Source organism: Nocardia tenerifensis NBRC 101015 (assembly GCF_000308715.1).
Classification (GTDB): Bacteria; Actinomycetota; Actinomycetes; order Mycobacteriales; family Mycobacteriaceae; genus Nocardia; species Nocardia tenerifensis.
Genome location: NZ_BAGH01000196.1, coordinates 1 through 22,288, shown reverse-complemented (window position 1 = coordinate 22,288; position 22,288 = coordinate 1). Strand labels below are relative to the sequence as shown.

Here is a 22,288-nt window from a genome sequence, read left to right as displayed (position 1 = left end):
GATGGCGGCGTGGAAGATCGCGCCCGCGTTGGCCGCGGGCAACTGCATCGTGCTCAAGCCCGCCGAGCAGACCCCGGCCTCGATCCTGCTCGTCATCGAGCTGATCGCCGATCTGTTGCCGCCGGGAGTTCTCAACGTGGTCAACGGATTCGGCGTCGAGGCCGGCAAACCGCTGGCCTGCAGCCCGCGCGTGGCGCAGCTCGCGTTCAGCGGCGAGACGACCACCGGCCGGCTGATCATGCAGTACGCCAGCGAGAACATCGTGCCGATCAGTCTCGAGCTGGGCGGCAAGAGCCCGAATGTCTTTCTGCCCGACGTGCTCGCCGCCGATGACGCGTTCCTGGACAAGGCGATCGAGGGTTTCACGATGTTCGCGCTCAATCAGGGCGAGGTGTCCACCTGCCCGTCGCGCGCACTGATCCACTCCTCGATCTACGACGAGTTCCTCGACCGGTGCGTGGCCCGCACCGAGGCGATCGTCGGCGGCGACCCGCTCGACGAGGACACCATGATCGGCGCCCAGTCCAGCAACGACCAGTACGAGAAGATCCTGTCCTACTTCGATATCGGCAGGCAGGAGGGCGCCCGCGTGCGCACCGGCGGGGAGGCGCGCAAGGTCGAGGGTCTGCCCGGCGGCTACTACATCCAGCCGACCGTCTTCGAGGGCAGCAACACCATGCGGGTGTTCCAGGAGGAGATCTTCGGACCGGTGGTCGCGGTGACCCGGTTCGACACCGTCGAGGAAGCGGTGCGCATCGCCAACGACACCTTCTACGGCCTCGGCGCGGGCGTGTGGACCAGGGACGGCAACATCGCCTACCGCATGGGGCGCGCCATCAAAGCGGGCCGGGTGTGGACCAACTGCTATCACGTCTACCCCGCCCACGCCGCGTTCGGCGGCTACAAGAAGTCCGGCATCGGGCGCGAGAACCACAAGATGATGCTGAATCACTACCAGCACACCAAGAACCTGCTGGTCAGTTACTCCTCGACGAAAGCGGGGCTCTTCTGATGCAGCAGTACCGCACCCACCGGATCGCCGTCACCGAGCGAGCCCGAAACCTGTTGCGGCAGTTGATAGAAGTGCACGGCGCGGTGTTGTTCCACCAGTCCGGCGGCTCGCCCGACGACAGTTCGCCGATCTGCCTGCCGGTGCGCGAGTTCCGCATCGGCGGCGCGGACGTGCTGCTGGGCTACCTGCCCTGGCACACCGAATTCTGGCTCAGCGCAGAGCAATACCAGATGTGGAAGCACACGCACGTGACCGTGGACGTGGTCGACGGACGCGGCAGCAGCGTCTCCCTGGAGGCGCCGCGGGATGTCCGGTTCCTGCTGCGCTCGCGCCTGCTCACCGACGAGGAGCTGGCCACGCTGCCGCCCCCGCGTACCGGGGCGGATCGGCTGATCTGAGAAGACCTTCGGGATCCCCGGGCCGCGACCGAATCGGATACGCACGCGGCATGGGCGTCACTCCGCTCCGCCGGAACGGACGGCGCCCGCCGGGGAGACCGGCGGCGGTGTCCGTCGGGTGGTGCACGACCACCCGGCGGCCACCGGCATCACCGACCGGGCAGGAAACGCAGGCTGCGCGCGACCGCCATCAGGAACCGCTGCCACTTGTCCTGCGAGATCATCGGCGGCGCATCGAGATTCATGAACCGGGTGACCACGACGGTCTGCGGCTCGGTGAACTTCAGCAGCCCATCGGGGCCGTGCCTGCGCCCGACCCCGGAGATGCCCATGCCGCCCATCGGGGCGGCCGTGCTGCCCCACGCGGGGGCGTAGCCCTCGTCGACGCAGACCGTGCCCGCGTGCAGGCGCGCGGCGATGCGCTCGCCCTCGGCCTTGCTCGCCGCCCACACGCTGGCGTTGAGGCCGTATTCGGTGTCGTTGGCCAGGCGGACGGCCTCGTCGACGGAGTCCACCGGATAGATCGAGACCAGCGGGCCGAAGGTCTCCTCGCGCCCGCACTCCATCTCGTCGGTCACCTCGGCCAGCACCGTCGGCTCGAAGAACAGCGGGCCCAGATCCGGGCGGGCCTTGCCGCCGGCGAGCACCTTGGCGCCCTTGGAGGTGGCGTCGGCGACGTGTTTGGTCACCGTCTCGAGCTGCGCCTCGGAGATCAGCGACCCGATGTCGGTCGAATAGTCATAGGCGGCACCGAGTTTCGCCGCGTTGACGGCGGCGACGAACTTGTCGGTGAACGCCGCGGCGATCTCGCGTTCGACATAGAGCCGCTCGATCGAGATGCACAGCTGCCCGGCGTTGGAGAAGCACGCGCGCACCGCGGCCTTGGCGACCTTGTCCAGGTTCGCGCCCTTGGTCACGATCATCGGGTTCTTGCCGCCGAGCTCGGCCGAGAACCCGATGAGCCTGCGTCCGCACTGCTCGGCCAGCGTGCGCCCGGTCGCCGAGGAGCCGGTGAACATGAGGTAGTCGCAGCTGTCGACGATGGCGGTGCCGACAACGGTGCCGGGACCCGGCACGACCGCGAGCAGGTCGCGGGGCAGGCCGGCGCGGTAGAGCAGTTCGGCGTTGGCCAGCGAGGAGAACGGCGTCTGGCTGTCCGGCTTGACGACCACGGCGTTGCCCGCGATCAGCGCGGGAATGGAGTCGCCGATCGAGAGCAGCATCGGGTAGTTCCACGGGGCGACCACGCCCACAACACCTTTGGGCTGGGTGCGGACCTCGGTGCGGTTGAGTACCGGGAACGCGCCCGCAACGCTGTGCGGCGCAAGCAGTTTCGGCGCGTTTTTGGCGAAGTAGCGGGCGGCGAAGATCAGGCCCATGATCTCCTCCTGCGCCGCCCAGCGCGCCTTGCCGGTCTCGGCCTGCACCACGTCCATCAGGAACTCGCACTCGGCCACCACCAGCGCCCGATAGCGTTCGAGCACCGCGGCGCGGTCGGCGGCCGAGCGTGCGGCCCAGCGCGCCTGCGCGGACCGGGCCTTCTCGAAGGCCGTCGCGACATCCGCGGCGGTGCCGACGGGCACGGTGCCGAGCGGCGAGCCGGTGAACGTCTCGGCGATCGTGCGGCGCTCGCGGTCCTCGGGGCGCTCGATCGCGGCCAACGCGCTCAGACGGTCGAAGACTGCGGCTTCGGGCGCGGGCATCGGTGCCTCCTACGTTCGTGTCGATGCAGATCTCGTGTAACCGCGAGATACACACAATCTACGCCCGGCCGGCCTCGATCAGAAGTCAGTCCCCTGTACACCGGCCGTACGCGCCGCCCTTACGGCCGGATTTGCCCATTTTCGGCGACCTCAGCGCGGTCGTCACGCCGATGTCAATTCTAGTCTCACTCACCGGGACACACCGGTCGTGTGGTCCGTTTTGTGGTTTAGGTTGTCCCGATGTTCAGAGCGAGGCTCGGGGTTCGTACGCGGATCCTGGCAATCGCGCTCATTCCGAGCTTGACTCTGCTTGTAGTCGGCGTGGGCGCAGCGGGGTATCTAGTGGCCGAGGGCACCACGGCCAGGGAATGGGCGGTGCAGAATCAGAACGCCATCCCGCACACCAGGGAGTTGATGGAGGCCGTTCAGCAGGAACGCCGATTGACCCTGGCTTTGCTCGCCGGTGACGACACCGTTCCCCCGGCCCTGGCCGCCGCGCGCATCCGCCTCGACGGCGCCATGCGCGGACTGATCGAAGCCTCCGAGGGCCTGCGCAAGGTCGACGACTCCAAGATCGGCGACGACGTCGCGGGCTTCAACACCCTGCTCAGCCAGATGACCCAGGTGCGCATGGCCACCGACGCGGGCCAGCTGCAGCCCTCCGACGCCTATATGTTCTACAACCGGCTGCTCGACGTCATCTCCGTCGGCACCGAGATCGCCGAGCAGTCCGCCCCCGACACCGAGATCGGCGTCGCCATCGCCGACGGCATGCGTTTCCTCAACGCCGCCGAGTCGATGGCGCGCAGCAACGCCCTGGGCGTCATGCTCTCCACCACCACCGGCCCCTCGCCCATCCCGATCGAGGAGTTCCTGCGCCAGGTCGGGTTCTATCACCTCGAAATCGGCAACATGGCCACGGAATTCCCGACCGGGTCCATGCACGACCGGCTCCAGCAGCTCACCGGAAGCAACGCCTGGCAGCAGCTGTCGCTGATGGAAACCGCTCTGGCGCAACGCTATCTGGTCGCACAGAACGCCGCCGGCAACTCCTCGAGCGGGTCTGGTTCCAGCAGCAGCTCGTCGAGCAGCGTCAAACAGTCGCTGCCCCCGCTGCCGCTGTCGACGACGGACTGGCAGAACGCCGCCGCCGAGGTGAACCGCATGATGATCGACGTGTGGATCGCCCACAACAAGCACGCCCAGGAGCTGGCCGAGGACAAGGCCAACACCTCCGCCGCCAACTCCCTCTACGCGGGCGGCGGCGTGCTCGTGGTCAGCATCGCGGCGTTCCTCATCGCGCTCGTGCTGGCCAACCGGATCATCCGGCGGCTCAAGCGACTTCGCAGGCAGACCTTCGCCATGGCCGACGAGCGACTACCCGAGACCATGCGCAGGCTCAACGAGGGCGAAACCATCGACCGCGCAGTCGAAACCCCGGTCCTGGACTTCGGACACGACGAAATCGGCCAGGTGGCAAAGGCTTTCCAGCACGCGCACGCCGCCGCCATCGGCGCGGCCGTCGCCGAGGCCCGCACCCGCGAAGGGGTCAAGGCGGTCTTCCTCAATATCGCCCACCGCAGCCAGATCGTGGTGCACCGGCAGCTCGAGATCCTCGACGAAGCCGAACAGCGCCAAGAGGATCCGGCGCTGCTGGACACCCTGTTCCGGCTCGACCACCTCGCCACCCGCGAACGCCGCAACGCCGAGAACCTGACCATCCTCGGCGGCGGCCAGCCCGGCCGTCAGTGGCGCAACCCGGTCCCGCTGATGGACCTGGTGCGCAGCGCGGTCGGGGAAACCCTGGACTACGCCCGCGTGCGGGTGGCGCGGCTGCCGCAGGTGCACGTCGTCGGCACCGTCGTGGCCGACCTCATCCACCTGCTCGCCGAACTCGTCGACAACGCGACCGCCTTCTCCCCGCCGCAGTCGCGGGTGGAGGTCAGCGGCAACGTCGTCGGCAAGGGCGTGGTCACCGAGATCACCGACCAGGGCATGGGCATGCCCGAGGCCGAACTCGCCCGGCTCAACGAGATGCTGCGCACCCCACCGGATTTCGGTGTCGCCGCGTTGTCGGCGGACTCGCGGCTCGGACTGTTCGTCGTCGCCCAGCTCGCCGTGCGCCACGGCGTCACGGTGCGGCTCTCGGAGTCCGACTACGGCGGCATCAAGGCGATCGTGCTCATCCCCTCGTCGCTGATCGTCACCGAATCCATTCCCCCGCAGACACCTTCGGAGCTGACCGACCCCGGCCGCCGGCGTCGCCTCGCCGCCGCGCCGGTGCCGAGCGAGCCCGCCGAACCGGCCGAATCCGCCCAGCCGGTCACCGGTTCGGTCGCTACCCTGGCGATCGAGTCCCCCGCGCCCTACGGCCCGCGCCCGCACGTGCCTGCCGCGCCGCACCCCGACGCCGACGGCCGCCCCGCCCTGCCGCGCCGCAGCAGACAGACCAATCTCGCGCCGCAACTGTCCGATCCGACCCCCGCGCCGCCGCCCCCGCCCGCGCCTGCCCGCTCCGCCGAACAGGCCCGCGATCTGATGTCCGCCATCGAGAACGGGACGAGGCAGGGCCGCCGCTCCGCCGTCGCCCCGGACGAACAGGAAGGTTAGGAGTGTCCTCTTCTCCCACAGGTGATCTCAATTGGCTGCTCGACGATCTCGTCGACCGCCTCGCCGGGGTGCGCCACGCGGTGGTGCTGTCCACCGACGGGCTGTTACTCGGGCGCTCCAGCGCGATGACCCGTGAAGACGCCGAACACTTCGGCGCGATGTCCTCGGCGCTCTACGGGCTCGCGCGCAGCGCGGGCAACCGATTCGACGGCGGCGGCGTGCGCCAGGCCGTCATCGAGCTGGACCGGGCCGTGCTGTTCGTCACCTCCGCCGGTGACAACGCCTGCCTCGCGCTGCAGGCGGTCGAGTCCGCGAACCTGGGCATGGTGGCCTACGAGATGAACCTCACCGTTCAACGAGTCGGCAACTATCTGTCCACCACGCCGCGACGCGATCTCGTCGGACAGGGTGAGTCGAATCTGCCATGACCCACCCGCGTGAGCCCTGGTTCGACGAGGCGGCAGGCCCGCTCGTCCGCCCGTACGCGCTCACGCGTGGGCGCACCGCGGGAGCCGGTCCCGAACTGGACATGCTCACCTCGGTCGTCGCCGACGAAACCGCGGGTCCCACGCGCCGATTGGAGCCCGAGTACGCCGATATCCTTCGGCTATGCCGGGTTTCGCAATCGGTGGCCGAAGTGTCGGCACAGTTGCGTTTACCGCTCGCGGTGACGAAGATCCTCGTCGGCGATCTAATCGGCGACGGGCAACTCATATTCCGTGCTCCCGTACCGACGGAAGCCGGGCCCGAAGACCTCAACATATTGCGAGCGGTACTGGATGGAATCCGAAAACTTTGACCCCAGCGGCACGCCGCATTTGGCCGCCTCGGTCAAGATCCTCGTCGCCGGCGGGTTCGGCGTGGGCAAGACGACGATGGTCTCGGCCATCAGCGAGGTCGCGCCCCTGCGCACCGAGGAGCTGATCACCGAGGTCAGCACCGGCGTCGACGACCTGTCCGGCGTCGAATCGAAGACGACGACCACCGTCGCCCTCGACTTCGGCCGGCTCACCATCGACCGGGACCTGGTGCTGTACCTGTTCGGCACGCCGGGACAGGACCGCTTCTGGTTCCTGTGGGACGAGCTGGCCCGCGGCGCGCTCGGCGCGGTGGTGCTCGCCGACACCCGTCGCCTCGGCAATTCCTTTGCCGCCGTGGACTTCTTCGAGCGGCGCGGGCTGCCGTTCATCGTCGGGGTCAACTGCTTCGACGGCGCGCCGGTCTACACGATCGAGGAGGTGCGCGACGCACTCGATCTCGACCCCAACACCCCGGTGCTACTCTGTGACGCCCGCGACCGCGGCTCGTGCAAGACGGTGCTGATGACGTTGGTGGAGCACCTGATCGAGCGCGTGCAGCGGCCGATCGTCACCACCTGAGTCCGCCGGCGGCCCCGGCGGTCCGGGGCTGCCGGAGCCATTCCGTTCGAAGAGAGTCGGGTCATGCGTATCGAGCGAACCCTCGCCGCCGTGGTCGTGTCCGTCGCGCTCGTGCTGCCGGTCGGGGCGACCGCCGCGCCCGCCGTCGCCGCACCCGCGCCGGTCACCTCGTCCGTGCAGGACTCCGGGGCCGCCACGTACGCACGCGAATTCGTGTTCTTCCTGGTGTGTTTGCTGAAGGGGCAGCTCGCGGGCTCGAAGTTCCCGCTCTGCTGAACTCAGAGCTGGTGCTGAACTCAGAGCTGGTGCAGCCAGGCGACGAACAGCAGCACGCCGCCCGCGCAGAGCAGCACCGCCGCGGGAACGGGCCAGCGCGGTCCCGCGCGTCCGAGCAGGGCGCGGGTGAGGCGCACCTGGAGCACGCCCAGCGCGGCGAGCAGCAGCAGCCACGCCGGGAGCAGGCCGACGCCGAGCAGCGCGTGCACCGTCCAGGCGCCCGCCAATGTCGGCCCGCCCCAGGAGTTCTCGTAGTGGTCGTTCAGTAGCGGGTAGAAGATGCCGCGGACCGCTGCGAGCACGGCCAGGAACGCCAGGAACCAGGTGAGCACCCCGAGCGCGCCGCCGAGCACCGAGTGCCAGACCGCGCGCACCGTCAAACGATCACGCGGGATGATGGATTCGCCGAGCAGCCGCCGCGGCACCCGCAGGCGCGAGGCGACCGGGCCGACCGCCAGCGGCGGCGCCCACAGGGCGTAGGCGGTCGCGCGCAGCCACACCGCGAGCACACTCATACGCCGACCGTAGCGCGTCGCGCCTGCGGCTCAACGCAATTGGCCGGCATCCACCAGATCGTCGAACAGCAGCTGGTCCACCGGCGGCACCAGCGCGCGGTCGGCGTAGCTGAACCACGCCATCTCCTCGATCTCGCTGCTGGCGGAAAGGGTTCCGCGATAGTCGGCGGTATAGCAGCTCATTCGCACCACCAAGGCCTGCTCGGGCGCGTGCACGGCCTCGTAGGTGCCGACGTGCGCGACCGTCTCCGGCAGTAGCGCGACCGTCAACTCCTCCTCGATCTCGCGCACCAGCGTCTGCAAATCGGTCTCCGCGCCCTCCCGCTTACCGCCCGGAATGTAGAACACATCCTTGCCCCGCGGTCGCGCACACAGAATCCGCCCACCCTCGATCCGCACCCAAGCCACCGTATCGATCAGCCGCGCGTTCACCCCCGCACCCTAGCCACCCGACGGTTCGTCCACCGCACCCGGCACCGGCAAGCCTGCTCGAAGGGGCAATAGCTTCCGCGTGCGGAATTGAGGTAGCCACTTACTCCACAGCCGATTCACGACAGGACGCACCCTCGTCCTATGTCTGATGAAAGCGAACGTGAGCAGGCCCTGCGCCAGTTGCCGTTGCCGTACTCGCTGGCGCTGCGATTACGCGACGGAGGTGTCGACCCCGCACTGATCTGTGAGTACATCGGCGTCGAACTCGCGGCACTCGAAGGCGTCTACCGTATGGCCGAAGCGAAACTTGCCGCGTTGCACGACTCGCCCACCGGCACGACTGCTGCCGGTCCGGATACGGGTGCTGCCGAAGGCTAGCGCGGAGCACCGTGGCGATGGGTGGTCGGATCCGTCCATCGTGCCGTGATCACTCGATTCGTCAACGGCTTCGATGCCTTGTGTCCGCATATCGATGAGTCGCACCCGATATTTCAGTCAATGACCGGCGGCGAGTCCGTAGCATCAGTGGATGTGGCACGGGAGTGGCCGCTGATAGGTCGCGCGGAGGAGCTCGGTTTCGTCGACTCCGCGATGCGGCGACGCGACGTCGCCGGTGGGGTGGTGCTGGTCGGTGGCGCCGGGGTCGGGAAGACTCGCCTGGCTCGCGAGGCCGTCGCCTTGGCGCGGGGTCGTGGGGCGCGGGTGTGGTGGGTGGCCGCGACCGAGTGCGCGCGAGCGGTGCCGTTGGGTGCGTTCGCTGAGATGCTGCCGGAGCCGGGCGATCCACATACTGTCGTGCGTCGAACCCTGGACCGGATCGCCGGCGGGCGATCTCCGGTCGTGGTTGCCGTGGACGACGCACACCTGCTCGACGACTTGTCTGCGTTGGTGGTGAATCAACTGGTGCTCCAACAGCGAGCGACGGTGCTGGCGACGGTGCGCATCGGCGAGCGGGCACCGGACGCGGTCATCGCGCTGTGGAAGGACGAACTTCTGCAACGGATGGATCTGCAGCCGTTGTCCGAGCGGGAAACCGAGGCGCTGGTCGAAGCCGCGCTCGGTGGCAGCGTGGAGGGTGCCACGACGCGCCGATTGTGGCGACTCAGCAGGGGAAACGCGCTGTTTCTGCGGCAGCTCGTGGTCCCCGGCGCGTTCCGCTGCGAGGGCGGTGTGTGGCGGCTGGAAGGCGAAGTCGAGGTGCCACCGATCTTGTCGGAGATGGTGGATGCCCGAATCTCGGCCTTACCCGTCGATGTTCGCATGGTGATCGACCTGTTGGCGTTGAGCGAGCCGCTACCGGTCGGGCTGCTCGACGAGGCGGTCGAGCGCGGTGCTGTCGAACGAGCCGAGGACGCCGGGCTGGTGTCGATCGACACGAACGCCGACCGGTGGGAGGCACGGCTGGTACATCCGCTCTACGGGGAAGTCCGACGCGCAGGGATCGGCCTGCTGCGGGCACGACGATTGTGTGGCGAGATCGCGATGGCGTTGGCCGACATCGATTCTCGACCCGATGCTGCGGCGCGGCGCGCGCTGTTGCTCCTCGATTCCGATCTACCCGCCGATGTGTCTCTGTTCGTTCGGGTTGGTGAGCAGGCCCTGGGATTGTCCGATGTCCGGCTCGCCGATCGCCTCGGACGTGCCGCCGTCGCGGCAGGCGGCGGATTCCGTGCGCAAGCGATCGTGGCTTACGCGGCGATCTGGCCGGGCATGCCCGAGGCCGCCGACGTCGAACTCGCCCGGTTGGCCGAATTGGCTACTGACGAAGGCCAATTCGTGCGCGCAACGATCATGCGGGCAACGGGGCTCGCTTACATGATGGCGCACCCGGATCAAGCCCTCACCCTCCTCGACAACGGTGCTGTCCAGGTCGCCGACCGGCCGCTGCGGGACGCCTTGCGCGCAGTGCACGCGATGACCGATTCCTCGACCGGTCGCCTCGACGCAGCCCGGGTGGTCGCCACCGAGATCCTCACCAGCGACCACCCAGACGATATCGCGGTGCTGTTCAGCGCATGCGCGCTGGTCATATGGGCGGCCGTCACCGGCTGTGCCGATCTGGCTGCCTACGCCGCGCGAGGAATGACAGTGTGCGACAAGGTCGCCGAGTTCGCCAACCTTCGCGTGCCGTTGATCTCCCAGTACGTCAGTGGACTCGTGTGGAGCGGCCATCTGGACCGAGCCAGTGCCGCGGCCGCGGGGTACCGGGATGCGGTCGAGGACGCGCCATTCACCGAGAGCTCCCTGATCGTGGGAATCGCACTGCTTGCTCGAGGTGAGCTCGCGCTCGCGCGAAACCTATTGCGACAGGAGTGCGTGCGGTTCGCGCCGCTGGGAAGATCGGCTGGCGGAGCGTATTTCGGCGCTTTGACAACTCTGACACCGTGCCTGGCGGTGCTGGGCGAGCTCGAGGCTGCGCGCGAGGCCCAGGCCGAGATGCGCCGGTATCGCACTCCCGCCGTCACATTCTACGAACCTGTCGAACTCCTGGCCGATGCCTGGGTCGCCGCCGTGGAGGGCAATATCAGCACCGCGATCACCCTTGCGCAAGAATCCGCCGCGATCGCGCGCCGGCACGGTCAGCACATGCACACGGTAATGGCGCTGCATACGGCGACGCGCTTCGGTGATCGCACCACGGCCACCGAACTCGCCGAGCTGGCTACCCGCGTGGACGGACCCAGAGCACCAGCCGCGGCAGCGCACGCCGCGGCATTGGCCGCCGACGATGGCGCCGCGCTCAATGCGGCGGTGGTGGCGTTCGAACGCATGGGGGATCGTTTGTCCGCTGCCGACGTGGCCGCGCAGGCCGCGGTCTCGTTTTTTCAGCACGGCCGCAAAGGATCCGGCAATCTGGCGGCGGCGCGAGCGCTACGCCTCGCTGCCGACTGCGGCGGCGCGCACAGTCCGGCACTGGCGCTGGTGGCAAGCCCGCTACCGCTGTCGGTCAGGGAACGCGAGATCGTCACCTTGGCCGCCGAGGGATTGACCAATCAGCAGATCGCCGACCGGCTGACCGTCTCCAGGCGCACGGTCGAAGGCCACCTCTACCGCGCGAGCACCAAGCTCGGCGTCACCAGCCGACACGATTTCTCGACGATCCTCGGACTCGCCGCCGACTGACGCGCCCTTTCTCGTCCGCGCGGACGACAGCTTGCTCGGACACGTCGAGTAGGACATCGAGGGCGTTGCGACGTTTTCGAGTATGGACATACTCGCTCTGCACGGCGCTACGAGGCGGACGCTGTCTGTATGGCCGATGAACCGAGCTCAGTCCAATTCGGAGCAGCAATGGGTATAGCTCGTCTCTCCAGGAGGATGTGAAGTAAAATGCTGGCCCCGGACAAGGAACGCCAAGAGCTGGAGAGCGCCCTCCGTCAGCATGTGAATCGTGTCAACCGAATCAAGGACAAGATTCGAGACCTGAACAACGAGCTCGGCGTCCATACCGTCCTGCTGTCACTCGGCGGCGACGAGAACCTTTTAGCATTTCTCGATCGCCTGCGCGACGACGAAAGTCTGGCGCGGGAAGTGCTCGAGGGCGGCAGATCGTTCGTCGAACAGCAGGGCATCGTTTTTCCTTCCGAGATGCGAATAATGACCAGCGCCGCGACGGATCGAGGGATCGAGATTCGCGGCGTCTTCCAAGACAAGGCCGGGCGCGATTACGAGGTCGTGTGGAACTCCCATGACGGTTTCGGCGTCGATCATCCCATGCTTCGCGACAAGGCGACCCTGAATCCTGACGTCGTCTATCGTGCGAAAAGGACTCAGCTCAGCACGGACTTCACGATCATCGGGACGGGTTTCACGTCGAATGGACTCGTCGACCTCAGTATATTCATCGAGCCCGGACGAACAGTCCCGAGTACATCACTCGGGAGAGTATCCGCCGACAGTAGTGGTCATTTTCAGCACTTCCACCGGGTCTGGTTGCTGCCGGGGCCGGATCCTCAGGACAGAAATCCGACATTCGTCGGGGCGGACGTAACGGTCGGTAAACCGGGCCTCGAGGTGGTCCCCAGTTACTACTGGTACGCATGATTTCGACGGAAGCGATCCGATCCCTCCGTCGCCCATCGGTCCAGCTGATCGACTCACGGCAACGTCGATCGTGAACAACATCGGGCGATGCGCCCTATCGAATTCGAGCACAGGAGAAGCTGTGACTGGAAACGTGAAAACCTTGACAGCAGTAGACCTCATTTTCGCCATCGCGGCCGGCGACGCGGACATCGAGGACGGACTCGCGACCTGAGGTGACGTCTTACGTCGAAGGATGTGGAAGTCGATTGGTTGTGTTGTCCTACCGAACCCCGCTGATTGTTCGTTGAGGATGGTGAGTGCTTCTTGTAATGAAGAAACACCGAGCTTCTTCAGTTCTACTTGCACAGCTGTATGAACACAAGGATTACGCGGGCCAATCATTCAGCAAAGCGGTAGAACCCTGGACTACGACCAAAGTTCTCAGTCTGCGTCCTTTCGGCTGGAATGATCGCGCTTCTTCGGTGGGAACGTGGTAGACCTGCCGGAAAGACAACGGATATGGGTGCGCCGCAGCTCAGCGTCGGCGGTCGGCTCCGGGACGGAGCAGCGCGCTGAGGTCGCGCATCGCCTTGAAGTAGCGGCGCAGGTTCTCGGCCTTGCGATGCCGCGGCTTGGCCTTGAGTTCGAGCAGGCTGGCTCCGGATTCCCCGAGGTGGGTCATCAAGCGGGCCCTCGACCCGGCCTACACCGGCATCGTCTGCCCCGACCGGCCCTGATCATTCGTGGAATTCGCCCTTGGGCAGCCGAGGGCGCGCGGTGGCCGGCCAGCGATCGTCGCTGAGCTCCAGCGTCCAGCCGGCGGGTGGTTCGGTGAAGTCCATCCACTTGCCGTCGCCGAGCCACAGCGACCAGAGGTCCTCCTCCGGAAAGTTGCCCATCCGGACGTGCAGCGTCTGGGTCGGCGTCCGGCCGATCATCCAGGTGTCGTCGGCTTGGTCCTCGACGAAGACGACCTGCGCGGCGAGCGCTTCCTCCAGATCGGATACCCCGTCCGAGCGTCTGACCATCAGTTCTTGCCCCTTCAGTCGTCGAAGTTGACGCTGCGCACAACCTTTTCGAGCAGGCTACCGAACACCGGTATCCGCTCGGCCGCGGTCGTCCCCGTCGCTTGCAGGAGATAGCCGACGTTGGCGCGTTGGTAGATCGCGTATTGCGTGACGGCATACAGCAATTGGCCCTCGGCGGAGTAGGTGCCGGACTGAATCGACCAGCCGCTGTGGCGATCGGCCGGCGGCCACACCTCGGCGTGCTCCTCGGTCCAGCCGGGCAGTCGCCGCGAGTCGGTGAACGAGTGCTCTATCAGCCCGGCCAAGTCGACGCCCGGGCCGACGATCACGCGGGTGAACACCACGACGACATTGGTCCGGAACCGGGACGACTGCTCGTGCTGAGCAACGAATACGCTGAGATAACCCGATTCGCGGCCATCGATCTCGGCCCAGGTATCGGGATCGAGGTCGAGCGTGACACGCCCCGGAATGGTGCCGGCGTCGGTGACCCGATGGGTACTGAGCGCCAGGGATTCCAGCGCTGCGTAGATGGAGGTCTCGTTGTCTGCCATCTAGAACAACCCACCTACCCATTTGCCGACCGAGCTGCCCGCGATGCCGCCGACCACACCACCCACCACGCCGCCGACGGCAGCGCCGACCGGCCCGCCGAACGCGCCGATCATCGCACCACCCTCTGCGCCGGCCACCATACCGCCCAGCGCGCCCGCGCCACTGCCGACCGCTTCCGGCACCGTCTCTTTGCCCGCCTTCACCTGGGTGTATCCGTCGTAGACCTCGTAGGCCGCAGCCAGCGGTAGCGCCGCCTTGCCGGCGACCCGCAGCGCCTTCGAGCCCGCGCTCTCACCCGCACCCGCCAGCGTGTCGGTGACTCTGGGTGTGCCCGGTCCACTGTTGGGCCCGCGCACCCGCGCCTGTACTTCCTTGGGGTCCGGCAGTCTCGGATTCTTCGGATCGACGCCGAGCGCCTCGTTGACCGCGCCGCGACTCTTCGACGAGGAGTCGATGACATCTTGCAACGCCTGCTCGCGGGTCATCCCCTTCTTCGCCATCTTGTCTTCGATCAGCTGATCGAAGGATCGGTTTCCCTCTTTCTTCATGAGTTCCTCGGCCACGGCCCGGTTCGACATCAAATCCCGTGCCTTGGTGCGGAACTCATTGCGTATCTCGCTGGCGATCCTGGCCCGTTCTTCCAGCGGCATGTCCGTTTTCGCGAGCTGTTCGTTGAGCGCGGCCAAGCGCCGCTCGGCTTCGAGGTAATAGTTGCGCACCTCCACATCGGTCAGCGAACCGTTGGGATACTCGGGCAATCCCAAGGAGCTCAGACCGAAGGCGGCGGCGTAGACCGGCGGATGATTCTGCTTGTTCAGATCGCTTTCGCTGAGTTGTCCGTCGGCGCCTTTGATCGCGGCGGCGAGATCGGCGTCCACCAGTTGGGCATTGATCATCAACCGGTTGACCTCGAGTTGCAGCGCAACCCGGTTCGCCTCGATTTTGGCCAGTTGGTCGGTGGTGTAGGGCCCCTGCACAATCCGGGTCACCTTGCCGTCGTCGCCGATCGCGAACCCGCCGGTCTTGGCGTCGGCGCGCAGGCCGGTCAGTTTGGATTTGACCGTGGCGACCTCTTCGGCGGCGGTCTTCGCGGCCGCGGCGATGGCGGCGACGTGCTTGCCGTGCGCGTCGAAGTCGACGCGCGTCTTGCCGACCGACTGCTTGGCGGCCTCCGCCGCCTCCCCGTCCCAGGTCTGGAACATCTGCAGGTTACCCAGGTTCGACGCGCGTTCGTCGCAGTGCTGCGCGTGTGAAGTGCAGACTTGGAATACCGACTCGATATCCGCCACGTTCCACCGATCGATGTCGGAGATCGTGATCATAGATCCAGCAACCTCCGGCCGGTCGGCCGGTCGACTCGGTCGAGTTCGGTGGTGGATTTGTGTTCGGCCAGGCCGTATTCGCGCACCGCGTCGGTGACCAGGGACGAATGGCCGTCGAGCCGTCCGGTCAACGCGGTACCGGAGCCGCGTAATTTCTCCAATGCCCCTTCGAGTGCCGCGCGAGAACTACCCACCCAGCCGGACGACGCCGAGGAAATCTCGGAATGCCCGGAATCGAAGAGTGCGGTGCTGTCCCCGCACCAGTCGGCCAGGCACTTCGCCGAGAGGTGCAGATCGGTGAAGTTCACCGAAAGTTCGCCAGTCATCGAATACCCCCGCATTCGGGTGCAGTGTTGCATGGACTGCACTCGAATACGTTAACGGGCGGCGGATACGCCATTCATGCCCCAATTATTGGGGGCCTCAATGCTTTTCGGTCTTTCCGGTCTTTTCGCCCTTATTCAACCGCAAGGTCGGTTTTGTCTGCGCGTTTATCCGATGCCGTTTCCTCTGGCACCGCTTCGCCGCGGGCGACCATGCCCGCCTCGTCCGAAAGCGTCAGGGCCGTATGCGCGGTGTGGCTCAGTGGGACGGGACCGGCAGCAGCGCCGGGGAGTGGGCGCCGGGGCCGAGGGTGGGGCGGAGGTCGGGGCCGGTGACCTTCTCGCCGCAGTGCGAGCAGGTCGGGTGGATCACCGCGGTGTGGCCGCAGGTTGTGTGGACGACCTCGAGGGGCGGGCCGTCGGGGGCGGCCCAGTCGTCGCCCCACTGGCGCATGGCGGTGACGACCAGCCACAGCGAGCGGCCCTTCGGGGTGAGCCGGTAGTCGTGGCGAACGGGGTTGTCCTGGTAGGGCTCCCGGGTCAGGATGTCGTGGGCGACGAGGTGCTCGAGGCGCTGGGCGAGCACGTTGCGGGCGATGCCGAGGCGGTCGCGGAAGTCGTCGAAGCGGGTGACCCCGAGCAGCGCGTCGCGCACGATCAGCAGCGTCCACCACTCGCCGACCACCTCGAGGCACTGGGCCAGCGAGCAGTTCATGTCCTCGAAACTCGTCCTGCGCATGCCCCGAGCATAGTCGGTTGCTTCAAAGAACTCACTGGCCTATGGTTCGTTTCATGATGCAACTCACTGGGCGCTCGGTCGGCGAGACCTTCGCCCTCACCGAGACCGACTACCGCGTCTGGCACGCGCACGTCGACCGCGACTGGCGCGGCTGGACCGGACCGCACGGCGGTGTGATCGCCGCCCTGCTCGTCGAGGTCGCCCGGCGCGCGGGCGGCGGCGAGCTGCCGGTGCGGGCGTTCGATCAGCGCTTCCTCGGGCGACCGGCGGAGGGCGCGTTCACCTTTCGCGCCACCACGCACGCGGTGGGGCGCAGCACCACGGTGGTCGACGTGCAGGCCGCCCAGGAATCCGGCGTGGTGGCCTCGGCCTCGGTCGTCTTCGGCCGCGCCGTCCCGAGCGGCGTCACCGAGCGCGCCGGAGTCGCCGCGCCTGAGGTGCGGGCCCCCGAACAGTGCGAGAGCTTCGCCCTACCGCGCGAGATCATCCCGGCGGCGGCGCATTTCGACATCCGGCCGGCGGCGGGCCCGCTGCCGCTGTCCGACGCGGACGAGACCATGATGTGCGCCTGGATCGAGCTGGTTCCCGGCATGCCCACCGACGCGGCGACTTTGGCCATTTTCGCCGACGCGCTGCCGCCCGCCTTCTTCCCCACCCTCACCGCGCCCGTCGCGGTGCCCACCGTCGCGCTGTCGATGCACCTGCACACCGACCTGCTCGACCCCGTCCCGCAGCCGGTGCTCGTGCGCACGACCAACGCCTCCACCGGCGGCGGCTGGTCGGTCGACGACATCGACCTCTGGGGTCGCGACGGCCGAATCCTGGCCTCGGCCAGGCAAACCCGCCGTGTGCTCGGCTGACTCGAGAGAGACCATCGTGACCGTCCCCCCAATTGCCCGGCAGGGCGCCGATTCCCGGATCGTGTTCGCCATCGTCTCGATCGGCGTGCTGCTGTCGAGCCTGGACCTGTTCATCGTCAATGTCGCGCTGCCCGATATGGCCGCCGATTTCGACGGCGCGCCCATCGCCGGATTGTCCTGGGTGCTCAACGCTTACGCGATCGTGTTCGCCGCGCTGCTGGTGCCGGCCGGACGCCTCGGCGACCGCGGCAGCAACCGCAAGACCTTCCTGATCGGGCTCGCCGTGTTCGTCCTCGGGTCCGGATTGTGCGCCACCGCATGGGATGTCGGGTCGCTCGTCGGCTTCCGGGCAATCCAGGCCGTCGGCGCGGCCATGCTGATCCCCACCTCGCTCGGGCTGGTGCTCGCCGCCACCGCGTCGCAGCGGCGGCCGGTCGCGGTGCGGCTGTGGGTGGCCTTCGGCGGGCTCGGCGCCGCCCTCGGGCCGGTGCTGGGCGGCGTGCTGGTCGAGTTCGGTTGGCGCTGGGTGTTTCTGGTGAACGTCCCGCTCGGTCTCGTCGCCATCGTGCTCGGTGTGCGGCTGCTGCCCGACCCGGCGGGCGACGGCGGTCCGCTGCCGGATCTGCTCGGCGCGCTGCTGCTGGTCGGCACGGTCGGCGCGTTCGTGCTCGCGCTGGTGAAGGGTGAAGCTTGGGGATGGTCCTCGGGCGCGGTGCTTTTCGCGTTCGCCGCCGCCGCGCTGCTGGCGATCGCCTTCGCGGTGTCCTCCGCGCGGCATCACAGTCCCGTCGTCGACCCGGCGCTGCTGCGCGCCCCGAATTTCACGCTCATGGCGGGCAACTCGATCTTCTTCAATATGGCCTTCGGCGCGATGCTGCTGTCGTCGGTGCTGTGGGCGCAGAACGTCTGGGGTTGGTCGGCGCTGCGCACCGGCCTCGCCATCGCGCCCGGCCCGCTGGTCGTGCCGATCGTGGCGATCCTGGCCGGCAAGCTCATCGCCCGCCTCGGCGCGGGCCCGGTGATCGCCGCGGGCGGCTTGGCCTTCGCCGCGGGCATGCTGTGGTGGGCGCAGGCCATCGCCGTTCGGCCGGATTACCTCGGCGGGCTCTTCGGCGGCATGCTCGTCGGCGGGGTCGGCGTCGGCCTCAGCCTGCCCACCGCCTTCGCCGCAGGCACCAGCGGCCTTCCGCCCCAACGGTTCGCGACCGGCTCCGCGGTCCTGAGCATGGCCCGCCAAATCGGCCTCGCGCTCGGCGTCGCACTGTTCGTCGCCATCATCGGCACCCCCACCGGCCCCGACGCAACCCTGGACGCCTTCCACCGCGGCTGGTACGCCACCGCCGCCGTCGCGATCCTCGCCGGACTAGTCGGATCGTTCGCCAAGATGCCGAAGGAGCCAGCGCCACCGGCACCCATGGGTGACCTTGGTGAACATCGGGCTGTTCGAACCTGATCGCAGAGCACTGGGACGACCTGCTCAGGTTTGGCCGGAGGCACAGACCCGCGCTCGAGGGATCGGCATCCGTGTCGCGGTGTCCGCCGAGCGGCGGATGGTGTCGAGCAGGCGGTGCACGCGGACCCCGTCGTGGAAGGTCGGGACCGTGGCGGTGTCGGTCCGAACATCGTGAGCCACCGCCGCGTATAGTCTCGCGACGTTGCCGACCTCAGTGCCGAGCGATATGTCCGCCAGCGGATCGTCACCGCCCAGCGGCTGCCATTCGCCTCCACCGCGAGAACCCACCAGGCGCAGGTCACTCAGCGAGATACCGCCCGGACTGTTGGCACCGGAGACGATCGCGAGATCTCCTGCGGTGCCGGAGATCTCGATCCTGGTGCGGCCGTTGGTGACCTTGGAGTCGTGAATGTGGGCCGAGATCACTACTCCTTGCGCCGTGGCGGCGTCGAGGAGCAGATGGTTCGGGCTGGTGACCTCGATCGTCTCACCGGTGTCCTCGATGACCGCCTGCGGATGGCTGACGGCGAGCCGGGCCGACAGATCGGTGAAACCGCCGATCAGATACTCGACCGCGTCGAGTGTGTGCCCGCCGACGACCTCGACGACGCCCGCGCCTGTGCTCCGGTCGAGGGTGTAGGCAGCCCAACCCGGCACTTGCGTGCCCGCACCCATCTGCCGTGCGCAGTACACGGTGACCGAAACAGGTTCTCCCACAAACCCTTCCGCGAGCAGCCGGCGGGCTCGCACGACCGCCGGCGCGTATCGGGTCTGCAGGCCGACCACATGGCGCACCCCCGCGTCCTCGGCGAGCCGGGCCAGCGATTCGGCCTCGGCGGCGTGCAGTGCGAGCGGCCACTCGCAATAGACGTGCTTACCTGCCGCCACGGCGGCACGGATCAGCTCCGCGTGCGCGGGCACCTTCACCGTGATCGCCACCAGGTCGACCTCCGGATGCTCGGCCAGTTCACGCGGATCGGTGAAGGCATGCGCGGCGCCGAACAGTTGCCGCGCACGCTGTGCACTGTCGGCTCGGCTGGTGCCGACCGCGGTGATCCGATAGTCCTCGAGCGCCTGCAACGCGGGAACATGTGCGCGCACTGCCCAGCCACGGTCGGGACTCGCGCCGACGATGCCTACCCGAAGGGGATCCAAGGGTCACTCCTCACATAAGCGGACCTACGAGGTCCATTTATACCCAAGTGGACCCGGCGAGTCCAGTTGCTAAGCTGGCGGATGTGACCAATGCGGTAGACCGACTACTCGCCGGCGAGGCCGGTCAGCCCCCCCGCGCCGATGCCCGCCGCAACGTCGAACGCCTGGTCGCCGCGGCACGGTCCGCATTGGCCGAGGTCGGCGTCGAAGTCACCGCGCAAGAAATCGCCCAGCGCGCCGGAGTCGGCAAGGGCACCTTCTATCGTCGGGTCCCCTCCAGAGAGACGCTGCTGCAGGTGGTGTTGGAGGAAGTACTGGACGAGATGATCTCCACCGCCGATCGCGCGCTTGCCGATCCCGATGCCTGGCGCGGGTTCACCGACTTCGCCTCCGTCTACGTGCGACTGCGCGCGGAAAGCTGTGGCGCCAATGAAGCGCTGGGCGGTGCCGGTATCCCGGGTCTGGATCGACTGCTCGCCGAAATACGCACGCGGATCAGGCATCTGGTCGAAGCCGCGCAGTCCGCCGGGCGGATGCGGCGGGACATCGCCTGGCAGGACGTGGCGTTCTTGCTTGCCGGGGTCTCGACCGACTCGCGCACCATCGGTCTTCAGGCCGACAACGATCAATGGAGTCGCAACCTGCGCATCGTCCTGGCGGGACTGGCCAACCACGACAGCTGCGACCCGCCTGCCGAGTCCCCCTGGACCCCGATCGGTAATACAGCGTCGGCCGCGCCATCTTCAGCGGCGTCGCCCCGCGGGTGAGCCCCCGCGATTCGACACAGGAAAACTGCCCTCGCTGCTGGTAAAGCCATTGTCGCTGTTACGTGCGTCGGGGCGTAGACAGCGAGACACACTGGGGGCTATCCGAATTCACGCTGCGCACGTGACGTCAGGACGCAACGGCGGCAACTGGCAAGGAACCTCGCCCCAGCACGGCGGCCAGGTGCTCGACGGCCGCGTCGAGGCCCTTCTTCGGCAACGGCGCGCCGTCGAACATGCGCACGGCCACTGTCTCGTCGGCGAGCTCCCAGGTGCCGACGATGCGGCCGCCCGCGACCACGATCGGCGAGATCCACCCCGCGGTGCGGCTGACCTTCGCGCGATGGTCGCCGGGCAGCAGCACGGTGTCGGCGGTGCCGGGGCCGAGGACGTACTGGTCGAAGCCGCCGAGCAGGTGGACCGAGGTCGTCGGCTCGGTCGCCGCCAGCTCCTCGACGTGCTCGGTCAGCAGGTAACCGCGGCGGCCCTCCACCTCCACCTCGGTCAGGGTCTCCGCCAGCTCCGAGAACCACCGGCGCAGCAGGGTTTTGCGCAGGCTGCCGCGGCTGAGCCACGCGTCGAACACCTCGGGCGTCGCCGGGCCGTAGGCGCCGAGGTAGGCGGTGATCGCCGGCGGGGCAGCGGCATCCGGCTCCGGCAGCCCGGGCCAGCCCTTGATCAACCGCGCCGGATCGCCGAACGTGATCTTGTTGCCCTGCGCCGGGCCGTGACAGATAACCCCTTGCCAGGCAAGGGGTTTGAGCAGCGCACCCCATCCCGAGCGCAGCTGCTCGCCGAGCCGATGGAAGGCCGGATCGGCCAGCAGCGCGTCGACCAGTTCCTCCCGAGTCAGCACCGCGCCGTCGAGCACGCGGCGCACCTGCTCGGTCAGCGCCGCGACCTCGGCAGGCGACGCGCCGAAGTTGCGCTGCCACGCCGGCTTCTCCCACGTGCGCGCCGAGGCGAGCAGGGACAGGCAGGCCGCGGCCAGATCAGGGGTGAGCGCGTGCAGGGTGCCGCGCATGGCCCAGGTCTTGATCAGCGTGCCGCCGTCGAGCTCACGAACCAGCGCCCCCGGCTCCGGGGCCGAAACGCGCAGAGCCACCGCCATTTCCGCGGCCGAGGTCACCTGCGCCTGCACCCCGCACAAGCGCTCGACGATCTCGGGCACACTCGCGGCGCGGGCGGCGACGAACTGCCGCCGCAGCCGCCACGCGAAAACCTGGTCCCACGTGAGGCGCACGGGTAACTCCTTAAAAACTCAGCCGAGCAAAGCGCTGCAGAACGCTACCGTAGCCGCCACGGACGCCAGTCCCGTCACCGTCGCCGCGATCACGCCGAGCAGCGCGGTGCGCGTGGTCGCCCGCTGCATGGGGCTCACCGGATCCACCAGGCGCTCGGCCCTGGCCAGCACCGCGGTTCCCGCCGCGGCCAGCGCGCCCGAGGGCGCGGGCTCCGAGACGCCGAGGATCGCCAGCAAACCGCCGAGCAGCGGCTCCGAGCCGTGCTTGCCCGCCGCCTTGTCGTCGGCGCACATCTCCAGCAGTCTGGTGATCTCGGCGCAACCGGCGGTGGCCAGGCGCAGGCCGGGCAGGGTCGTCGCGATCGCCCGCAGCACCGCGGTCAGCGGCGCGTGCCTGCCCGACAGGTGCGCGTGCTCGTGCGCCAGCACCGCGGCCAGCTGGTCGGGCGTCAGGGCTGCTAGCGCACCGCTGGTAACCACGATCGTGTCGGGCCG

The 22,288-nt window shown here is 68.0% G+C and carries 25 protein-coding genes; 13 read left to right on the top strand and 12 right to left on the bottom strand.

Annotation, left to right across the window (positions count from 1 at the left end):
• A partial coding sequence (locus ON39_RS16730) for an aldehyde dehydrogenase family protein (protein WP_040735145.1) occupies nucleotides 1–1,012 on the top strand: 1,012 nt, incomplete at its 5' end.
• The gene (locus ON39_RS16725; RefSeq protein WP_040735144.1) at nucleotides 1,012–1,410 is read left to right on the top strand and encodes a DUF779 domain-containing protein; all 399 of its coding nucleotides are present in this window, start codon (nucleotides 1,012–1,014) and stop codon (nucleotides 1,408–1,410) included. The genes ON39_RS16730 and ON39_RS16725, both read left to right, overlap by 1 nt.
• 149 nt (nucleotides 1,411–1,559) lie before the next feature.
• Here ON39_RS16725 and ON39_RS16720 read toward each other — a convergent pair whose 3' ends face one another.
• Nucleotides 1,560–3,113 (bottom strand): succinic semialdehyde dehydrogenase, encoded by a 1,554-nt coding sequence (locus tag ON39_RS16720; protein WP_040735143.1) that lies wholly within the window; start codon nucleotides 3,111–3,113, stop codon nucleotides 1,560–1,562.
• 240 nt (nucleotides 3,114–3,353) lie between these two features.
• Here ON39_RS16720 and ON39_RS16715 point away from each other — a divergent pair, with 240 nt between their 5' ends.
• The 5 genes from ON39_RS16715 (at nucleotide 3,354) to ON39_RS16695 (ending at nucleotide 7,378) form a co-directional block, all read left to right on the top strand.
• Nucleotides 3,354–5,723, top strand: coding sequence for a sensor histidine kinase (locus ON39_RS16715; RefSeq protein WP_040735142.1), 2,370 nt, complete (start codon nucleotides 3,354–3,356; stop codon nucleotides 5,721–5,723).
• 2 nt (nucleotides 5,724–5,725) lie between these two features.
• Nucleotides 5,726–6,151: a roadblock/LC7 domain-containing protein gene (locus tag ON39_RS16710; protein WP_040735140.1), complete on the top strand. Its 426-nt coding sequence runs from the start codon at nucleotides 5,726–5,728 to the stop codon at nucleotides 6,149–6,151.
• Entirely contained in the window at nucleotides 6,148–6,522 is a 375-nt protein-coding gene (locus ON39_RS16705) for a DUF742 domain-containing protein (RefSeq protein ID WP_040735138.1), read from the top strand. Before ON39_RS16710 ends, ON39_RS16705 begins: the two co-directional genes overlap by 4 nt.
• The gene (locus ON39_RS16700) at nucleotides 6,503–7,102 is read left to right on the top strand and encodes a GTP-binding protein (RefSeq protein ID WP_040735137.1); all 600 of its coding nucleotides are present in this window, start codon (nucleotides 6,503–6,505) and stop codon (nucleotides 7,100–7,102) included. Before ON39_RS16705 ends, ON39_RS16700 begins: the two co-directional genes overlap by 20 nt.
• A gap of 63 nt (nucleotides 7,103–7,165) precedes the next feature.
• Nucleotides 7,166–7,378, top strand: coding sequence for a hypothetical protein (locus tag ON39_RS16695; protein WP_040735135.1), 213 nt, complete (start codon nucleotides 7,166–7,168; stop codon nucleotides 7,376–7,378).
• A gap of 20 nt (nucleotides 7,379–7,398) precedes the next feature.
• On the opposite strand, the gene ON39_RS16690 is transcribed toward ON39_RS16695, so the two are convergent.
• Together ON39_RS16690 and ON39_RS16685 are read right to left on the bottom strand one after the other, a co-directional pair.
• Nucleotides 7,399–7,893, bottom strand: a complete 495-nt coding sequence (locus tag ON39_RS16690) for a hypothetical protein (protein WP_040735133.1) — start codon at nucleotides 7,891–7,893, stop codon at nucleotides 7,399–7,401.
• Between the two features lie 30 nt (nucleotides 7,894–7,923).
• On the bottom strand, nucleotides 7,924–8,325 hold the full coding sequence (locus ON39_RS16685) for an NUDIX hydrolase (protein ID WP_040735132.1): 402 nt from the start codon (nucleotides 8,323–8,325) through the stop codon (nucleotides 7,924–7,926).
• Nucleotides 8,326–8,466: 141 nt separating this feature from the next.
• Here ON39_RS16685 and ON39_RS47325 point away from each other — a divergent pair, with 141 nt between their 5' ends.
• From ON39_RS47325 to ON39_RS16670, 3 genes are all read left to right on the top strand, one after another.
• Nucleotides 8,467–8,703, top strand: coding sequence for a hypothetical protein (locus ON39_RS47325; protein WP_083894500.1), 237 nt, complete (start codon nucleotides 8,467–8,469; stop codon nucleotides 8,701–8,703).
• A 153-nt stretch (nucleotides 8,704–8,856) separates the two neighbouring features.
• The gene (locus ON39_RS16675; RefSeq protein WP_040735154.1) at nucleotides 8,857–11,448 is read left to right on the top strand and encodes a helix-turn-helix transcriptional regulator; all 2,592 of its coding nucleotides are present in this window, start codon (nucleotides 8,857–8,859) and stop codon (nucleotides 11,446–11,448) included.
• 207 nt (nucleotides 11,449–11,655) lie between these two features.
• Complete coding sequence (locus ON39_RS16670) at nucleotides 11,656–12,369, top strand: hypothetical protein (protein ID WP_040735129.1); 714 nt, start codon at nucleotides 11,656–11,658, stop codon at nucleotides 12,367–12,369.
• A 517-nt stretch (nucleotides 12,370–12,886) separates the two neighbouring features.
• Here the strand turns inward: ON39_RS16670 and ON39_RS48820 are convergent.
• The 6 genes from ON39_RS48820 to ON39_RS16645 all read right to left on the bottom strand — a co-directional run bounded on the left by ON39_RS48820 (nucleotide 12,887) and on the right by ON39_RS16645 (nucleotide 16,318).
• Nucleotides 12,887–13,033 carry a hypothetical protein gene (locus tag ON39_RS48820; RefSeq protein WP_246002638.1) on the bottom strand — a complete coding sequence of 49 codons (147 nt, stop codon included), beginning with the start codon at nucleotides 13,031–13,033 and terminating at the stop codon, nucleotides 12,887–12,889.
• Between the two features lie 55 nt (nucleotides 13,034–13,088).
• Complete coding sequence (locus ON39_RS16665) at nucleotides 13,089–13,379, bottom strand: hypothetical protein (RefSeq protein WP_040735128.1); 291 nt, start codon at nucleotides 13,377–13,379, stop codon at nucleotides 13,089–13,091.
• A 14-nt stretch (nucleotides 13,380–13,393) separates the two neighbouring features.
• Nucleotides 13,394–13,933 carry an LpqN/LpqT family lipoprotein gene (locus tag ON39_RS16660; RefSeq protein WP_051186723.1) on the bottom strand — a complete coding sequence of 180 codons (540 nt, stop codon included), beginning with the start codon at nucleotides 13,931–13,933 and terminating at the stop codon, nucleotides 13,394–13,396.
• Complete coding sequence (locus tag ON39_RS16655) at nucleotides 13,934–15,256, bottom strand: Rv0964c family protein (protein WP_040735126.1); 1,323 nt, start codon at nucleotides 15,254–15,256, stop codon at nucleotides 13,934–13,936. It abuts the gene before it with no gap.
• A complete protein-coding gene (locus tag ON39_RS16650; RefSeq protein WP_146250984.1) occupies nucleotides 15,253–15,582 on the bottom strand; it encodes a WXG100 family type VII secretion target in 330 nt (109 codons plus the stop codon). The genes ON39_RS16655 and ON39_RS16650 overlap by 4 nt, the downstream gene beginning before the upstream one ends.
• Nucleotides 15,583–15,838: 256 nt before the next feature.
• A complete protein-coding gene (locus ON39_RS16645; RefSeq protein WP_040735123.1) occupies nucleotides 15,839–16,318 on the bottom strand; it encodes a winged helix-turn-helix transcriptional regulator in 480 nt (159 codons plus the stop codon).
• Nucleotides 16,319–16,371: 53 nt separating this feature from the next.
• Between ON39_RS16645 and ON39_RS16640 the strand changes: the two genes are divergently transcribed.
• On the top strand, nucleotides 16,372–17,178 hold the full coding sequence (locus ON39_RS16640) for an acyl-CoA thioesterase (RefSeq protein ID WP_040735148.1): 807 nt from the start codon (nucleotides 16,372–16,374) through the stop codon (nucleotides 17,176–17,178).
• 16 nt (nucleotides 17,179–17,194) lie between these two features.
• The gene (locus ON39_RS16635; protein ID WP_246002636.1) at nucleotides 17,195–18,631 is read left to right on the top strand and encodes an MFS transporter; all 1,437 of its coding nucleotides are present in this window, start codon (nucleotides 17,195–17,197) and stop codon (nucleotides 18,629–18,631) included.
• A 24-nt stretch (nucleotides 18,632–18,655) separates the two neighbouring features.
• Here the strand turns inward: ON39_RS16635 and ON39_RS16630 are convergent, their stop codons facing one another.
• The gene (locus ON39_RS16630) at nucleotides 18,656–19,786 is read right to left on the bottom strand and encodes a Gfo/Idh/MocA family protein (RefSeq protein ID WP_040735122.1); all 1,131 of its coding nucleotides are present in this window, start codon (nucleotides 19,784–19,786) and stop codon (nucleotides 18,656–18,658) included.
• 83 nt (nucleotides 19,787–19,869) lie between these two features.
• Between ON39_RS16630 and ON39_RS16625 the strand changes: the two genes are divergently transcribed.
• Entirely contained in the window at nucleotides 19,870–20,553 is a 684-nt protein-coding gene (locus ON39_RS16625; protein ID WP_040735119.1) for a TetR/AcrR family transcriptional regulator, read from the top strand.
• 127 nt (nucleotides 20,554–20,680) lie between these two features.
• On the opposite strand, the gene ON39_RS16620 is transcribed toward ON39_RS16625, so the two are convergent.
• Nucleotides 20,681–21,793 carry a winged helix DNA-binding domain-containing protein gene (locus ON39_RS16620; protein ID WP_040735118.1) on the bottom strand — a complete coding sequence of 371 codons (1,113 nt, stop codon included), beginning with the start codon at nucleotides 21,791–21,793 and terminating at the stop codon, nucleotides 20,681–20,683.
• Nucleotides 21,794–21,811: 18 nt separating this feature from the next.
• Nucleotides 21,812–22,288 (bottom strand): M56 family metallopeptidase (locus ON39_RS16615; RefSeq protein WP_157195483.1); only part of this gene is annotated, 477 nt, incomplete at its 5' end.

Coding starts and splice junctions, on each gene's coding strand:
- ON39_RS16720 (WP_040735143.1), bottom strand. CDS start 3,113: ATGCCCGCGCCCGAAGCCGCAGTCTTCGACCGTCTGAGCGCGTTGGCC.
- ON39_RS16715 (WP_040735142.1), top strand. CDS start 3,354: ATGTTCAGAGCGAGGCTCGGGGTTCGTACGCGGATCCTGGCAATCGCG.
- ON39_RS16650 (WP_146250984.1), bottom strand. CDS start 15,582: ATGACTGGCGAACTTTCGGTGAACTTCACCGATCTGCACCTCTCGGCG.
- ON39_RS16655 (WP_040735126.1), bottom strand. CDS start 15,256: ATGATCACGATCTCCGACATCGATCGGTGGAACGTGGCGGATATCGAG.
- ON39_RS16700 (WP_040735137.1), top strand. CDS start 6,503: ATGGAATCCGAAAACTTTGACCCCAGCGGCACGCCGCATTTGGCCGCC.
- ON39_RS48820 (WP_246002638.1), bottom strand. CDS start 13,033: ATGACCCACCTCGGGGAATCCGGAGCCAGCCTGCTCGAACTCAAGGCC.
- ON39_RS16670 (WP_040735129.1), top strand. CDS start 11,656: ATGCTGGCCCCGGACAAGGAACGCCAAGAGCTGGAGAGCGCCCTCCGT.
- ON39_RS16660 (WP_051186723.1), bottom strand. CDS start 13,933: ATGGCAGACAACGAGACCTCCATCTACGCAGCGCTGGAATCCCTGGCG.
- ON39_RS16695 (WP_040735135.1), top strand. CDS start 7,166: ATGCGTATCGAGCGAACCCTCGCCGCCGTGGTCGTGTCCGTCGCGCTC.
- ON39_RS16725 (WP_040735144.1), top strand. CDS start 1,012: ATGCAGCAGTACCGCACCCACCGGATCGCCGTCACCGAGCGAGCCCGA.
- ON39_RS16665 (WP_040735128.1), bottom strand. CDS start 13,379: ATGGTCAGACGCTCGGACGGGGTATCCGATCTGGAGGAAGCGCTCGCC.
- ON39_RS16690 (WP_040735133.1), bottom strand. CDS start 7,893: ATGAGTGTGCTCGCGGTGTGGCTGCGCGCGACCGCCTACGCCCTGTGG.
- ON39_RS16640 (WP_040735148.1), top strand. CDS start 16,372: ATGATGCAACTCACTGGGCGCTCGGTCGGCGAGACCTTCGCCCTCACC.
- ON39_RS16645 (WP_040735123.1), bottom strand. CDS start 16,318: ATGCGCAGGACGAGTTTCGAGGACATGAACTGCTCGCTGGCCCAGTGC.
- ON39_RS47325 (WP_083894500.1), top strand. CDS start 8,467: ATGTCTGATGAAAGCGAACGTGAGCAGGCCCTGCGCCAGTTGCCGTTG.
- ON39_RS16705 (WP_040735138.1), top strand. CDS start 6,148: ATGACCCACCCGCGTGAGCCCTGGTTCGACGAGGCGGCAGGCCCGCTC.